Annotated in this window: 14 protein-coding genes; 6 read left to right on the top strand and 8 right to left on the bottom strand. The window is 58.5% G+C overall.

What is annotated here, in order from left to right; translation table 11 throughout:
- The first annotated feature begins 37 nt into the window (after positions 1-37).
- The 3 genes from dbpA to yccS all read left to right on the top strand — a co-directional run bounded on the left by dbpA (position 38) and on the right by yccS (position 5,174).
- Positions 38-1,423: an ATP-dependent RNA helicase DbpA gene (gene dbpA / locus AC0Z4S_RS15785; protein WP_024014613.1), complete on the top strand. Its 1,386-nt coding sequence runs from the start codon at positions 38-40 to the stop codon at positions 1,421-1,423.
- 153 nt (positions 1,424-1,576) lie between these two features.
- Complete coding sequence (locus tag AC0Z4S_RS15780) at positions 1,577-2,755, top strand: BaiN/RdsA family NAD(P)/FAD-dependent oxidoreductase (RefSeq protein WP_485623686.1); 1,179 nt, start codon at positions 1,577-1,579, stop codon at positions 2,753-2,755.
- A 226-nt stretch (positions 2,756-2,981) separates the two neighbouring features.
- A complete protein-coding gene (gene yccS, locus AC0Z4S_RS15775; RefSeq protein WP_485623685.1) occupies positions 2,982-5,174 on the top strand; it encodes a YccS family putative transporter in 2,193 nt (730 codons plus the stop codon).
- Positions 5,175-5,284: 110 nt separating this feature from the next.
- Here yccS and AC0Z4S_RS15770 read toward each other — a convergent pair whose 3' ends face one another.
- Positions 5,285-6,022 (bottom strand): substrate-binding periplasmic protein, encoded by a 738-nt coding sequence (locus AC0Z4S_RS15770; protein WP_485623684.1) that lies wholly within the window; start codon positions 6,020-6,022, stop codon positions 5,285-5,287.
- A 255-nt stretch (positions 6,023-6,277) separates the two neighbouring features.
- Here AC0Z4S_RS15770 and AC0Z4S_RS15765 point away from each other — a divergent pair, with 255 nt between their 5' ends.
- The gene (locus tag AC0Z4S_RS15765) at positions 6,278-6,730 is read left to right on the top strand and encodes a GNAT family N-acetyltransferase (RefSeq protein WP_485623683.1); all 453 of its coding nucleotides are present in this window, start codon (positions 6,278-6,280) and stop codon (positions 6,728-6,730) included.
- A gap of 97 nt (positions 6,731-6,827) precedes the next feature.
- On the opposite strand, the gene AC0Z4S_RS15760 is transcribed toward AC0Z4S_RS15765, so the two are convergent.
- From AC0Z4S_RS15760 to AC0Z4S_RS15750, 3 genes are all read right to left on the bottom strand, one after another.
- Positions 6,828-7,124 (bottom strand): winged helix-turn-helix domain-containing protein, encoded by a 297-nt coding sequence (locus AC0Z4S_RS15760; RefSeq protein ID WP_253496671.1) that lies wholly within the window; start codon positions 7,122-7,124, stop codon positions 6,828-6,830.
- A 100-nt stretch (positions 7,125-7,224) separates the two neighbouring features.
- On the bottom strand, positions 7,225-7,716 hold the full coding sequence (locus AC0Z4S_RS15755; RefSeq protein ID WP_042606612.1) for a M48 metallopeptidase family protein: 492 nt from the start codon (positions 7,714-7,716) through the stop codon (positions 7,225-7,227).
- 44 nt (positions 7,717-7,760) lie between these two features.
- The gene (locus AC0Z4S_RS15750; RefSeq protein ID WP_485623682.1) at positions 7,761-9,884 is read right to left on the bottom strand and encodes a putative bifunctional diguanylate cyclase/phosphodiesterase; all 2,124 of its coding nucleotides are present in this window, start codon (positions 9,882-9,884) and stop codon (positions 7,761-7,763) included.
- 313 nt (positions 9,885-10,197) lie between these two features.
- On the opposite strand from AC0Z4S_RS15750, the gene AC0Z4S_RS15745 reads away from it, so the two are divergent.
- The gene (locus AC0Z4S_RS15745) at positions 10,198-10,866 is read left to right on the top strand and encodes a polysaccharide lyase family 7 protein (protein ID WP_485623681.1); all 669 of its coding nucleotides are present in this window, start codon (positions 10,198-10,200) and stop codon (positions 10,864-10,866) included.
- 96 nt (positions 10,867-10,962) lie between these two features.
- Here the strand turns inward: AC0Z4S_RS15745 and AC0Z4S_RS15740 are convergent, their stop codons facing one another.
- A complete protein-coding gene (locus AC0Z4S_RS15740; RefSeq protein WP_485623680.1) occupies positions 10,963-11,358 on the bottom strand; it encodes a hypothetical protein in 396 nt (131 codons plus the stop codon).
- Between the two features lie 448 nt (positions 11,359-11,806).
- On the opposite strand from AC0Z4S_RS15740, the gene AC0Z4S_RS15735 reads away from it, so the two are divergent.
- Positions 11,807-12,169, top strand: a complete 363-nt coding sequence (locus AC0Z4S_RS15735) for a hypothetical protein (RefSeq protein WP_485623679.1) — start codon at positions 11,807-11,809, stop codon at positions 12,167-12,169.
- A 70-nt stretch (positions 12,170-12,239) separates the two neighbouring features.
- Here the strand turns inward: AC0Z4S_RS15735 and fba are convergent, their stop codons facing one another.
- From fba to AC0Z4S_RS15720, 3 genes are all read right to left on the bottom strand, one after another.
- Entirely contained in the window at positions 12,240-13,304 is a 1,065-nt protein-coding gene (gene fba / locus AC0Z4S_RS15730; protein ID WP_008081027.1) for a class II fructose-bisphosphate aldolase, read from the bottom strand.
- Positions 13,305-13,557: 253 nt separating this feature from the next.
- Entirely contained in the window at positions 13,558-13,890 is a 333-nt protein-coding gene (locus AC0Z4S_RS15725; protein ID WP_485623678.1) for an MliC family protein, read from the bottom strand.
- Between the two features lie 57 nt (positions 13,891-13,947).
- Positions 13,948-14,169: a hypothetical protein gene (locus tag AC0Z4S_RS15720; RefSeq protein ID WP_083353738.1), complete on the bottom strand. Its 222-nt coding sequence runs from the start codon at positions 14,167-14,169 to the stop codon at positions 13,948-13,950.
- Position 14,170 lies beyond the last annotated feature (1 nt).

Genomic DNA, 14,170 nt, shown 5'->3' with positions numbered 1-14,170 from the left:
CTACACTGCGCGACATTTTGTTTTGCAGGCCAGTCCCGTGACCACCATCGCCACCGCTTTTAATACTCTGCCGCTGTCCGCCGCCATGCTGGCTAACCTCGAATCACTCGGTTATGCCCAGATGACGCCGATCCAGGCGCAGAGCTTGCCGGTGATCCTCAAGGGGATGGACCTGATCGCCCAGGCCAAGACCGGCAGCGGCAAGACCGCCGCGTTCGGCATCGGCCTGCTCAACCCGATCAATCCGCGCTACTTCGGTTGCCAGGCGCTGGTGATCTGCCCGACCCGCGAACTGGCCGACCAGGTCGCCAAGGAAGTCCGTCGTCTGGCCCGTGCCGAAGACAACATCAAGGTCCTGACCCTCTGCGGTGGCGTGTCGTTCGGCCCGCAGATCGCTTCGCTCGAGCACGGCGCGCACATCATCGTCGGCACCCCTGGGCGCATTCAGCAGCATTTGCGCAAGGGTTCGCTGGTGCTCGACGGCCTGAACACGCTGATCCTCGACGAAGCCGACCGCATGCTCGACATGGGTTTCTACGACGCTATCGAAGACATCATCATCAAGACCCCCGAGCGTCGCCAGACCCTGCTGTTCTCCGCGACCTATCCGGTGGGCATCAAGCAACTGGCCTCGAAATTCATGCGCGATCCGCAGACCGTCAAGGCCGAAGCCTTCCACGACGACACGCAGATCGAGCAGCGCTTCTACGAGATCTCCCCGGAAGAGCGCATGAGTGCGGTGACCAAAGTCCTGCACCACTTCCGTCCGGCGTCCTGCGTGGCCTTCTGCTTCACCAAGCAGCAAGTGCAGGAAACCGTTGATCACCTGACCGCCAAAGGCATCTCCGCCGTCGGCCTGCACGGCGATCTGGAACAGCGTGATCGCGATCAGGTGCTGGCGATGTTCGCCAACCGCAGCACCTCCGTACTGGTCGCCACCGACGTCGCGGCCCGTGGTCTGGATATCGATGCACTGGACATGGTGATCAACGTCGAGCTGGCCCGTGATTCGGAAATCCACATCCACCGCGTCGGCCGTACCGGTCGCGCGGGCGAGAAAGGCATTGCCATCAGCCTCGTCGCGCCGTCCGAAGCACACCGCGCGCAAGCCATCGAACAACTGCAGAAAGCGCCGCTGAACTGGGATCAGATCGACAACCTCAAGTCTCAGGGCCTCGCCCCGTTGCAGCCGCCGATGACCACCCTGTGCATCGGCGCTGGCCGTAAAGACAAGGTGCGTCCGGGCGACATTCTTGGCGCATTGACTGGCGAAGCAGGCATTCCGGGTGCACAGGTTGGCAAGATTGCGATCTTCGATTTCCAGGCCTACGTCGCTGTCGAACGGACCGTGGCCATGCAGGCCTTGCAGCGCTTGAATGACGGCAAGATCAAGGGCCGCTCGTTGCGCGTACGCATTCTCTAAGCGATCTTCCATCCAAAGGAGATCCCCTGTGGGAGCGAGCCTGCTCGCGAATGCAATCTGTCAGTCGACATCATTGTTGAATGACACAACGCTTTCGCGAGCAGGCTCGCTCCCACAGTTTGTTTTGTAGCGACCCACCAAGAGGACACCGTTTTGCGCTCTACCGAAGTCGTGATCATTGGCGCTGGCGCCGCTGGGTTGATGTGTGCGATGACCGCCGCCGGGCGTGGGCGTCAGGTGTTGCTGCTTGACCACGCGAACAAGGCGGGCAAGAAAATCCTCATGTCCGGCGGCGGTCGCTGCAATTTCACCAACATGTACACCGAACCGAGCAATTTCCTTTCGCAGAATCCGCATTTCTGCAAATCCGCGCTGGCGCGTTACACCCAGTGGGATTTCATCGCTCTGGTCGGCAAACACGCCGTGCCGTACCACGAGAAGAAACTCGGCCAGCTGTTCTGCGATAACAAATCCAGCGACATCCTCGGCCTGCTGCTCGATGAATGCGCTCAGGCCGGCGTCGAGCTGCGTCTGGACACCTCGATCGAGACCATCGAGAAAGTCGACAGCGGCTACCTGCTCGACACCACCCTCGGCCAGGTCCAGTGCCAGTCGCTGGTGATCGCCACCGGCGGCCTGTCCATCCCGACTCTGGGTGCTACCGGGTTCGGTTATCAGGTGGCCAGACAGTTCGGCCATGAACTGCTGCCGACTCGCGCCGGGCTGGTGCCATTCACCATCACCGATCAGCTCAAGGATTTGTGCACGGAGCTATCCGGCACCTCGGTGGACTGTCTGGTCAGCTGCAACGAGCAGAGCTTTCGCGAGAACATCCTGTTCACTCACCGTGGCCTCAGCGGCCCGGCGATCCTGCAGATTTCCTCGTTCTGGGAGCCCGGTGACACGGTAGAGATCAACCTGCTGCCGGACCACGATGCGGCGACGTGGCTGCAAGAGCAAGTCGCCGAACGCCCGAACAGCGAGTTGAAAACTTTGCTTGGCGAGATCTTCACCAAGAAGATGGCCAATCTGCTGGCGGACAACTGGTTTGTCTCCAAACCGATGAAGCAGTACACCCACGCTGAACTGGCGGAGATTGCCGAAAAGCTCGGCAGCTGGAAGGTAGTGCCGGCGGGGACTGAAGGCTATCGCACGGCTGAGGTGACCCTGGGTGGCGTCGATACCCGCGAAGTGTCGTCCAAGACCATGGAATCGCTGAAAAGTCCGGGCCTGTATTTCATTGGCGAAGTGCTCGACGTCACCGGGCATCTGGGCGGCTTCAATTTCCAATGGGCCTGGGCCTCCGGTTACGCCGCCGCGCAGTACGTCTGATCCAACACAAATCACAACTGTGGGAGCGAGCCTGCTCGCGAATGCGGTATATCAGTCGACATATCTGTTGAATGACACTCCGCTTTCGCGAGCAGGCTCGCTCCCACAGTGGTTTGTGGTGTAAGTAAAAGGAACACTTTTTGCTGTCAGATGTGCTCGGCGCCATTGCGTCGGCGTCATTACTGGCTCAATTTAGCGGCATCGCCTCGGAAGGCCATCGCACTTCATGTCCTCGACCTCGTTTCGTCAGTCTTTGCGGCGCCTGTGGGCGCTGGATAAATTCAGCTACAGCGTGCGGGTATTCATCGCCCTGACCGGCAGTATGGCGCTGTGTTGGCATCAGGATGAAATGGGCCTGCTGATCCCGTTGTTCCTCGGCATCATCGCCAGCGCCCTGGCCGAAACCGACGACAGTTGGCAGGGCCGCCTCAACGCCCTCGCGGTGACGCTGGTGTGTTTCAGCATCGCCGCGCTGTCGGTGGAATTGCTCTTTCCCTACCCGATCATTTTTGCCGTGGCCCTGGCGCTGGCCAGTTTCAGCCTGACCATGCTCGGCGCGCTGGGCGAGCGTTACGGCGCGATCGCCTCGGCGACGCTGATTCTCTCCGTGTACACGATGATCGGCGTCGATCAGCGCGGCGGCGCGGTTACCGATTTCTGGCACGAACCGATGCTGCTGGTCGCCGGCGCGGCGTGGTACGGACTGCTGTCGGTGCTGTGGCAGGCGCTGTTTTCCAATCAACCCGTGCAGCAAAGCCTGGCGCGGCTGTTCCGTGAACTGGGCCTTTACCTGAAGCTGAAATCCTCACTGTTCGAGCCGATCCGGCAGATGGACGTCGAGGCCCGCCGCCTCGAACTGGCGCAACAGAACGGCCGGGTCGTCGCCGCACTCAACACCGCCAAGGAAATCATCCTGCACCGGGTCGGCAACGGTCGGCCGGGCTCGAAAGTCAGCCGTTATCTCAAACTGTACTTCCTCGCGCAGGACATCCACGAACGCGCCAGTTCTTCGCACTATCCGTACAACGCACTGGCCGAAGCGTTTTTCCACAGCGACGTGCTGTTCCGCTGCCAGCGCCTGCTGCGTCAGCAAGGCAAGGCCTGCCGGGCGTTGGCCGAATCGATCCAGATGCGCCAGCCGTTCATTTACGACGCCAGTTTCGCCGAAGCCCTGAACGACCTCCACGCCTCCCTCGAACACTTGCGCATCCAGAGCAATCCGGCATGGCGCGGCCTGCTGCGCTCGCTGCGCGCACTGGCAGCCAACCTCGGCACCCTCGACCGCCTGCTTAGCGACGCAAGTAATCCCGACGCCTTGGCCGATGCCACCGACAGCAGCCTGCTCGACCGCTCACCGCGCAATCTCAAGGACGTGTGGATTCGCCTGCGCACACAACTGACGCCCACCTCGCTGCTATTCCGCCATGCCCTGCGCCTGCCGCTGGCGTTGAGCATCGGCTACGGCATGGTGCACCTGATTCACCCGTCGCAAGGCTACTGGATCATTCTCACCACGCTGTTCGTCTGTCAGCCGAACTACGGCGCCACACGGCGCAAACTCGGTCAGCGGATCATCGGCACGGCCATCGGCCTCACGGTGGCGTGGGCGCTGTTCGATCTGTTCCCCAACCCGGTGGTGCAATCGTGCTTCGCCATCGCCGCCGGGGTGGTGTTCTTCACCAACCGCACCACACGCTACACCCTGGCGACGGCGGCGATCACGATTATGGTGCTGTTCTGCTTCAATCAGGTCGGCGATGGCTACGGGCTGTTTCTGCCACGGCTGTTCGATACCCTGCTGGGCAGTCTGATCGCCGGACTTGCGGTGTTCCTGTTCCTGCCGGACTGGCAGGGCCGACGCCTGAACAAAGTGCTGGCCAACACCCTGACCTGCAACAGCATCTACCTGCGCCAGATCATGCAGCAATACGCCGCTGGCAAGAGCGACGACCTCGCCTATCGCCTCGCCCGACGCAACGCCCATAACGCTGACGCGGCGCTGTCGACGACACTGGCGAACATGCTGATGGAGCCGGGGCATTTCCGAAAGGAAGCCGATGTCGGTTTCCGTTTCCTGGTGCTGTCGCACACCCTGCTCAGTTACCTGTCCGGGCTCGGCGCACACCGCGAAACGCAACTGCCAGCCGAAGTGCGTGAGCACTTGATCGAGGGCGCCGGGGTGAAACTGGCGAGCAGCATCGACGAAATCGCCCAAGGCCTCGCAAGCAAGCAACCGATTGCGATTCAGAGTGATGAAGAGGAAGCGCTCGCCAATGAACTGGAGCAGATGCCGGAGGAGATCGATGAAGGCCAGCGACTGGTACAGACGCAATTGGCGCTGATCTGCCGGCAGTTGGGGCCGCTTCGGACGTTGGCGGCGCATCTGATCAAGGACACTGCCGAAATTGGCGGCGCCTGAAACGACGCCTTCGCGAGCAGGCTCGCTCCCACAGGATATGCATTTCAAATTGTGGGAGCGAGCCTGCTCGCGAAGAGGTCATCAGCCACAAAGAAAATCTCGGATCACCTTCACATTCCATGCCGCCGCAATAACTTCTCGTAAGTCCCGTCAGCCTTCATCGCTGCAATCGCCCGATCAAACCCGGCGACAATCTGCTCATGCTGCGGATTCTTCAGGCTGACCAATATGTGCAGGCTGTTCTCACTCAACGGCTTGGGTAGAAATTCGACCGAATTGCGCACCTTGGCCGATTCCCGCGCCAGGTAATATTTCGCCACGTATTCGTCTTCCAGCGTCAGCTTGACCCGATCCGCCGCGAGCATGCGCACGCCCATGGCGAAGTTGTGCACAGGGACTTTCTGCATCGCCGTGTCGGCATCGAACGGTGCGGAATAGGCGTATCCGCGCACCACCGCAATCGGATAGGTATGCAGTTGCTCGAGGCTGTTGTATTCAATGGGTGCGTCTTTGCGCTTGAGGAAGCGGATGCGGTTGATCAGGTACTCGGCGGAAAACTGGCCGATCTGCGTGCGTTCGTCGTTGTACCAGGCGTTGACCAGTACGTCATAACGCCCCTCGCCAATCCCCAACAATGCTCGGGCCCACGGCACTTGTTCGTAACCGCTGGCATAACCGGCGCGAGCCAGTGCGGTGCTGACAATGTCGGTGGCCAGTCCACCGTTGACCAGTGCATCGTCGGTAAACGGCGGCCAATTATCGAACGCCAGCCGCAGCTTCTGCGCCGCAGCATGCTGGCCCAGCACCAGCAGTCCGATCAAAGCAACGGCTTGAAGCAATCGCAGCATGCTTGAACATCCTCAGCGGGCAACCGCCCGACGTGGTTTCACGTCAAAACCCAAGGCCCCTTACCGGCAAAACCCAAGCATTGAACATTAGCTCATGGGAGCCAGTACGCAGTGCCCTTCAGCAGATTACACAAAGTCTTGGGCGCCGCGAGAAAGGAATGATGGCATTTTGACCTTTGTCACAGACTGATACGCCATACAGACATCCGCAGCGGGTGCGCTTAGTATCGGGCGACGTGTTCAAGGAATCGAAAAATGACAATCGAGTGGATCTGCAAACATCACAGCGATCTGGGCAAAGAGCAATTGTATGCACTGTTGAAATTGCGCTCTGACGTGTTCGTGGTCGAACAGAAATGCGCCTATCCGGACCTCGACGGTCAGGATCTGGAAGGCGATACCTACCATCTGATGGGCTGGGAGGATGATCAGTTGATGGCTTACCTGCGCCTGCTCGATCCCGAATCCCAGGGCGGCGACGTGGTGATCGGCCGCGTGATCACCGCCCCTGCCGCGCGTGGCAAGGGGCTGGGGCACGCGATGATGGAACAGGCATTGAAACAGGCCGGGAAGCACTGGCCGCAGGTGCCGATCTATCTGTCGGCGCAGGCGCATTTGCAAGGGTATTACGGCAGATACGGGTTTGAAGTGGCGGGTGAGGAATATCTCGAGGATGGCATTCCGCACATCGGGATGCGTCGCGCCTGAAGACCCCTTCGCGAGCAAGCTCGCTCCCACAGGAGAATGTATTCCAAATGTGGGAGCGAGCTTGCTCGCGAAGGCGTCAGGACCGTCGGCGCAGGAATCAGGGGTATTCAAGCACCGCTTTTATCTGCCGCAAATTCCGCTCGATCCACCCCCGATCAATCGCCCCCCAATCACGAATCCGGTAGCGCCCCGCATGATTGCGCGCGCCCTCTTCCTGCTCGAATTCACAAACGATATCCAGATCGGCCAGCGCGGCAATCGTGTCCTGCGCCGTGCGCCGAGGCATGCCGGTGACTTCGGTCAAGGCCGGGACGCTGGGCGCCAGGCCACTGTCGATCAGATGGGCCACATACAATCGGCGGTAGAAACTGCTTTTGGTCTTGCTTACGTCCATCTAAACACTCCCAACGTTAAAAGATCGCAGCCTTCGGCAGCTCCTACAGAAGATCGCATTCCAACTGTAGGAGCTGCCGAAGGCTGCGATCTTTTGATCTTTACTGCATATCCCGCCACGTCAGGTACACGCGCAGATCGAATTCGATCTGGTGATACCCCGGCAGCATGTGCTCGCACAGTTTGTAGAACGCCTTGTTGTGGTCCGATTCCTTGAAGTGCGCCAGTTCGTGCACCACGATCATCTTCAGAAAGTCCGGCGCGGCATCCTTGAACAGCGAAGCGATGCGAATTTCCTTGTTGGCCTTGAGCTTGCCGCCCTGCACCCGCGAGACCGTGGTGTGCAGACCGAGGGCACGGTGAGTGAGGTCGAGGCGGTTGTCGAACAGCACCTTGTCGATGGCCGGAGCGTTGCGCATGTACTGCTGTTTCAGATCCAGCGCGTAGCTATACAACGCTTTGTCGCTTTGCACGTCATGCCGGCCCGAATAACGTTGATCCAGGTAATCACCGAGGCGCCCTTCGGCGATCAGTTGGCGCACCTGATCCTGCAAACGCTCGGGGTAGGCCTGGAGGTACTTCAACACAGTCATGGACGGCGACACGGCTCGGAAAATGGTGCGCCAGTGTAGCGAATTCAGCCAGGCAGCGCGCTCCAGTCGAACGGCTCGGCGAAGCGGATCGTATCCTCGGCCGTCAGCGGCCGTGCGACGAGGAAGCCCTGTACATACTCGCAGCCATGGGCTTGCAGCCACTGATATTGCTCAAGGGTTTCCACCCCTTCGGCGATCACCAGGAGACCGTATTGCTTGCACAGATCGATCACCATCCGCACCAGCGACGCATCGCGGGGCGAACCCGGCAGACGCGCAATCAGCTGGCGGTCGAGTTTCAGTGTGTCCAGCTCCAGATCGCGCAGATGCGCCAGCGAACACGGCCCTGAACCGAAATCATCCAGCGCCACGCGCACCCCGAGATGGCGCAGCAGGCGCAGTTGTTTGCGGGTTTCGTCCGGGTTCTGCATCAGCGCGTCTTCGGTGATTTCAACTTCCAGTTGCCGGGGCTCCAAGGCATGTCGCTCTATGACCTGGCGCAGCTCAGTGACCAGGTTCGGCAGGCCGAACTGGGTGTTGCTCAGACTCACCCCGAGCACCAGATCGTCGCTGAACAGCGCTTCCCAGGCTTTGCGCTGGCCGGCGCCATGGTGATAGATCCAGCTGCCAAGGCGACTGATCAACCGCGCTTCTTCCAGCAACGGCAGAAACAGCCCCGGCGGCACATCGCCGACGCTTGGATGCTGCCAGCGCAGCAACGCTTCGAACCCCCGAGTCTGCCCGCTACCGATCGCTACCTGCGGCTGATAGACCAGATTGAAATCGCGGTTTTCGATGGCCTCGCGCACGCTGTCTTCCAGCATCAGGCGCGAGCGTGCGCGGCCATTCATCTCATGATCATAAAAGCGATATTGCTGACGCCCGGCACGCTTGGCTTCGTACATGGCAATGTCCGAGGCGCGCAGCAAACCGTCGAGATTGCGCCCACAGTCGGGATAGGTGGCGATACCGATACTGGCGCCAAGGACAATATCGAGACCTTCGATCTGCTGACAGACCGATACCCGCTCGATGAGCTTCTCGGCAATCTTCGCCGCTTGCTCGGGGAATTCCAGATCCAGCAGCGCGGTGAATTCATCGCCGCCCATGCGCGCCAGGATATCGAACGGCCGCAAGCACGCTTTCAACTGTTCGGAGACCCAGCGCAACACGCGGTCGCCGGCGTCATGGCCGAGGGAATCGTTGACCCGCTTGAAACCGTCGAGATCGAGGTAAAGCAACACCCAGCTACTGTCGCTGCGTTCGCCGCGCAACAGCAGGTTTTCCACGGTCTGGTAGAAACCCCGCCGGTTGAGCAGCCCGGTCAGCGGATCGGTCACCGCCTGAAACTCCAGTTGCTGGTGCAAGTGACGCACCACTGACATGTCCAGCACAGTCACTACCATCGCGTGCTGCTCTGAAGACAGCGGCGCACAGGACAACGCCACCGGCACTTGCTGCCCGGGCGCCGTGCGCAATAACGCATCATGCAGACGCAGGGTCTCGCCACGTTGATAACCGGCATAAAACTCGGAATCGGCCCACAACGGAATGTGCGGTTTCTGCAGGAAATCGAGAAATTCCTTGCCCTCAAGCTCCTTCACCGGGGCATTGAGCAACCGTGAAATCGCTGGATTGGCAAAGCGGATCACGCCGTCCTCACTCAGCACCAGAATGCCCTCGGCGGCGTTATCCAGCACCGAGGCATTGAAGGCGCGCGCCACTTCCAGGTCATGACTCAAGCGCTGCAGCGCCCGGCGATTGCGCTGGTGTTCGAGCAACGCCTGGACCTTGGGCTTGAGAATTTGTGGGTCGAACGGCTTGAACAGGTAATCCACCGCACCGCTGGCATAGCCCTTGATCACGGCATCCTGGGACTGCTCGTTGGCGGTGAGGAAGATGATCGGCGTCAGCCGTGTGCGCTGGCTGCCGCGCATCAGCCGCGCGACCTCGAAACCGTCCATGCCGGGCATCTGCACATCGAGCAGGACCAGATCGATATCGTGCTTGAGTAAAAGGTTGAGCGCCTCGAAACCGGAGGCGGCCGTCATCACCTGCCAATCCTGACGCTGCAACAATGCGCGCATGCTGATCAGGTTTTCGGGGTAATCATCGACGATCAAAAGGACCGAGCTGCCTTCACCTGGCTGGGGTTGCGCGCATTCCATGCTGCTTCTCTTATCGGGACCGGTGGCCGGCAAAACTGTAGACGTACTGAGCCTTCACTCTAGTCGCGGATGCCGCAAAGCAGAAGCTGTCGTCGCGCCATCAGTTGGCCAATGTTCCGCCGAGCCGACTAACGGTCGACTCTACAGCCCCCGAAAACCGGGCAGGATGGCATTTCGACAGGATGTTGACGTCAATCATCCGCCGGACGGGCATTAACAAAAACAGCCGCTACGCTTATAAAGGCGCCCCGAAAAGGCGCGGGCTAGAGCTTCTGGCACCCGCGTTCAGGATGAAACGAGTGGAAGAACCGACATGATCGATCTCGCAACCTGGAACCTCAGCGTTCCCGTTGGCAGCCCGCCCTACACTGTCGAAACCGAAAAACTGGTGAATGGCTTCAAGGATCAATACTTCCATTCCGACACCGGCACCTTGTTCTTCTGGTCCCCGGTTACCGGATCAAAAACCGAAAACGCCATCTACCCGCGTACCGAACTGCGCGAGACCTACAGCAACGGCACCCTGCGCAACTGGTACTACCCGGACGCCGACAACCTGCTGCGCGCCACCCTCACGGTGAACAAAGTGCCCAGCTCCGGCAAGATCGTTATCGGCCAGATTCACGCCTATGAAAGCCAAAGGCCGATGGTCAAGCTCGAATACCAGTACAAAACCAAAACCGAGACCGGCAATCTGGTGATCAAGGTACGTATGCGCCCCGATGACGAAGAAAGCCGCGTCATCACCCTCGCCACCGGCATCAAGCTCGATCGCGAATTCAACTACCTGATCCACCTCAGCCCCGGCGGCGCGTTGGGTGTGAGTGCAGCGGGTTATCAGTGGGATTCACAGATCAGCGCGACGTGGCGGGACAAGCCGTTGTATTTCAAGGCCGGGGTCTATGTGCAGGACAACACCGGGTACACCAGTGAGGGTGGGCAGGTGACCTTCTCCAAACTCGACATCGATCACGACAAATAAATCTCCTAGCACGCACTAACAGATCATGAAAACCGATAAAACGGCAGACTATATGAGTCTGCCGTGCTGCATCAGACCGATGTCAGCCGCGGTTTCCTAGAACTCAAAATCCCCTTTTACGGAAAAGACTCCTTCCTCAGATAGATTAAAGACCCCTTTTGGACGGTCTCCGCCTTTGGTCAAACGAAAAGTACCACTCGCATTTTTATCACCGCTTACCCAATCAAATTCTAAATGAGCCCAAATTGGACCATGATCATTCCCCTCTAGTTTGTATTCCTCACCAGCGACGAGATCTTTTTTAAACTTAACTCCCATATAATATTCGTGACCTCCGAAAGTCCTATACTTGGGATTAAGATAGAAAAACTCTTTGTCAGAGTACAAACCTTCATTCTTAAGATTAAGCGGGTGAGAACCATACTCTGGATTTTTGTAAGTGATATTAACGTCACCCCCAACTCGTTTATCAACTTCCAGTTCGATTTTCATTTCTTCGTCCTACAAAATAAATGAATTCAAAGATTAGTGTTTCGACCGGACCGGCACACCTGTCATATCTGACAGGTTTTTATATCAAGAAGACATATACTTAACGCCTTTATTAGCCAAACTCTCCGCTGATCTGCTATTCCCCGCCAATTTACTGCGCTCATTCAAGTGCAGAAAAATCTGAAACCCCATCTGATGAACGGGTTTCCCTCAGAGGTTACCAGCGGGCGATGGCGTCGAATTACTTCTCGAGGTATCCGAAATCTGTTGACCACTACACTTCCATATTTCCTTTAAGTATAAAACTCATCGCAAAAAGGCCTAAATACCTGTCAACTCTGACAGGTGACGAAATGTGTGCAACTCCATAACCTCACTTCGGCAATATAAAAAGGGAAGGGGAAACTCTTCCTTTCACCACTCATCACCACAATGAAGGAGAAACTTCATGGGCCAAGTTAACCCGAACGGAATTTACAATGGTCGCGTATTCGATAGCGGCGCGAGCAATGAAGCATCCCTCACAATCACAGCATCGGATCCGCAGAAGGGCAACATTAGTCAAGCCAGCATGCAGTATTACGGTATGAACTGGACAGTAACTGGCTTTTTCGCTTATGCGAACCTGACAGATGAATCCCCTGTATCCTTTAATCTTCGAGCGGAAGTAAACAGCGGGGAACACAACGTACACACCATCAGCTTGCGATCGCCTGATAGAAACTATTCCCGCTTGGAGGGCACAGTTCATGTAGACCGCGGGGGGCCGAATGTGGGTAAAACCTACAACATCGAATTTACAAAAAAATGATCTCGTCCTAAAGCGTAAAAAAAACCCGTCTCACGACGGGTTTTTTATTACCACTTAGAACTGTAATGAATTAGTTAACCTTCGCGTTCAGCTCACCCTTCAGATAACGCTGATACATCGCTTCCAGCGAGATCGGTTTGATCTTCGAAGCATTACCGGCAGTACCGAACGCTTCATAGCGAGCGATACATACGTCACGCATTGCGGTCACGGTGGCGCCGAAGAATTTACGTGGGTCGAATTCGCTCGGGTTGGTGGCCATCAGGCGGCGCATGGCGCCGGTGGATGCCAGGCGCAGGTCGGTGTCGATGTTGACCTTGCGCACGCCGTGCTTGATGCCTTCGACGATTTCTTCAACCGGTACGCCGTAGGTTTCTTTGATGTCACCGCCGTACTGGTTGATGATCGCCAGCCACTCTTGCGGAACCGAAGACGAACCGTGCATCACCAGGTGAGTGTTCGGAATGCGCTTGTGGATCTCTTTGATGCGGTCGATGGCCAGCACGTCGCCGGTAGGTGGCTTTGTGAATTTGTAGGCGCCGTGGCTGGTGCCGATGGCGATGGCCAGGGCGTCGACCTGGGTGCGCTTGACGAAGTCAGCGGCTTCTTCCGGGTCGGTCAGCATCTGGCTGTGATCCAGAACGCCTTCAGCGCCGATGCCGTCTTCTTCACCGGCCATGCCGGTTTCCAGCGAACCCAGGCAACCCAGCTCGCCTTCTACTGAAACGCCGCAGGCGTGGGCCATGGCCACGGTCTGTTGGGTAACACGGACGTTGTAGTCGTAGTCGGTCGGGGTCTTGCCGTCTTCGCCCAGCGAGCCATCCATCATCACCGAGCTGAAGCCCAGTTGAATCGAACGCTGGCAGACGTCAGGGCTGGTGCCGTGGTCCTGGTGCATGCACACCGGAATGTGCGGGAATTCTTCGATCGCGGCGAGGATCAGGTGACGCAGGAATGGCGCGCCGGCGTATTTGCGAGCGCCGGCCGAAGCCTGGACGATCACCGGGGAGTCAGTCTTGTCAGCGGCTTCCATGATGGCGCGCATCTGCTCAAGGTTGTTGACGTTGAAAGCTGGAACGCCGTAGCCGAACTCGGCTGCGTGGTCCAGCATCTGGCGCATGCTGATAAGTGCCATTGTGTGTGTCTCTCCCGGTTGAGGGTCGTTGATCGTGCCAGCCTGCCGGAGCGGCGGCGGCTATTCAAGTTAATGCAGATCGGGGGTTGAGGCCCGACCTGGTGATTCGGTGTTACCAAAACTGTGTGAACAACAGAGAACCCCTGTGGGAGCGAGCCTGCTCGCGAAAGCTATCTTGCAGTCGCAGATGCAGTGCCTGTCAGACCGCTTTCGCGAGCAGGCTCGCTCCCACATTAGAACTGTGGTGTGTCAATTACTGCGCCTTGCAACCACGGCCAATCAGGTCATTGGTGGCGACCCAGTACACCAGGCCTTCGTCACCCTTGACGTGAAACGCCAGCATGCCATCGCTGTACAGCGTGCCCGAGGCACCCGGCTCTTCTTTCAGGCGATAGACCTGATCACCGCCGCCGAGACGAACGTCGACTTCCTTCTGGCCGGCATCGGCGTAACGCCACAACACCTTGGCCTGGCTGTCGCAGGTCCAGGTTATCCAGTTGTCCGCCGGGGCCGACGACTGAAACAGGTTCAACTGCGCGCAACCGCCCAACAATGCCAGCGCCGCAATGGCGATCAAGCCTTTCATCCGTGTTCCTCGACTGACGACACACGCCGCCAGCCCTGAGTTAAAGAGTCAGACCCGTCAAGGACAACCATGTTCCTTGGCCGGGGTTTGCGTCTCGTATTTGTCCAGGCCGTCCGGGCCCGAGCGCTTGTTCAGCACCGGGTTGGTTTCGGCCTGCCAGTCGGCCTGATAACAGCCCTTCTGCGGCTCGCTCGGTGCTGGCGTCGCGTCGGCCTTCGGGTTACTCCCGCAGGCCGCCAGCGTACCGCTCAGCAACAACAGCGCTAACGACTTGACCATG

It is taken from the genome of Pseudomonas sp. 1L-B-1-E-C1 (assembly GCF_057291835.1).
Note: the sequence above shows the minus strand (reverse complement) of the source record. Positions and strands in the feature narration are given on the sequence as shown.

Excerpts from the sequence above, each read along its gene's own strand:
- yccS (WP_485623685.1), top strand. The coding sequence starts at position 2,982 with ATGTCCTCGACCTCGTTTCGTCAGTCTTTGCGGCGCCTGTGGGCGCTG.
- AC0Z4S_RS15770 (WP_485623684.1), bottom strand. The coding sequence starts at position 6,022 with ATGCTGCGATTGCTTCAAGCCGTTGCTTTGATCGGACTGCTGGTGCTG.
- AC0Z4S_RS15765 (WP_485623683.1), top strand. The coding sequence starts at position 6,278 with ATGACAATCGAGTGGATCTGCAAACATCACAGCGATCTGGGCAAAGAG.
- AC0Z4S_RS15760 (WP_253496671.1), bottom strand. The coding sequence starts at position 7,124 with ATGGACGTAAGCAAGACCAAAAGCAGTTTCTACCGCCGATTGTATGTG.
- AC0Z4S_RS15755 (WP_042606612.1), bottom strand. The coding sequence starts at position 7,716 with ATGACTGTGTTGAAGTACCTCCAGGCCTACCCCGAGCGTTTGCAGGAT.
- AC0Z4S_RS15750 (WP_485623682.1), bottom strand. The coding sequence starts at position 9,884 with ATGGAATGCGCGCAACCCCAGCCAGGTGAAGGCAGCTCGGTCCTTTTG.
- AC0Z4S_RS15745 (WP_485623681.1), top strand. The coding sequence starts at position 10,198 with ATGATCGATCTCGCAACCTGGAACCTCAGCGTTCCCGTTGGCAGCCCG.
- AC0Z4S_RS15740 (WP_485623680.1), bottom strand. The coding sequence starts at position 11,358 with ATGAAAATCGAACTGGAAGTTGATAAACGAGTTGGGGGTGACGTTAAT.
- AC0Z4S_RS15735 (WP_485623679.1), top strand. The coding sequence starts at position 11,807 with ATGGGCCAAGTTAACCCGAACGGAATTTACAATGGTCGCGTATTCGAT.
- fba (WP_008081027.1), bottom strand. The coding sequence starts at position 13,304 with ATGGCACTTATCAGCATGCGCCAGATGCTGGACCACGCAGCCGAGTTC.
- AC0Z4S_RS15725 (WP_485623678.1), bottom strand. The coding sequence starts at position 13,890 with ATGAAAGGCTTGATCGCCATTGCGGCGCTGGCATTGTTGGGCGGTTGC.
- AC0Z4S_RS15720 (WP_083353738.1), bottom strand. The coding sequence starts at position 14,169 with ATGGTCAAGTCGTTAGCGCTGTTGTTGCTGAGCGGTACGCTGGCGGCC.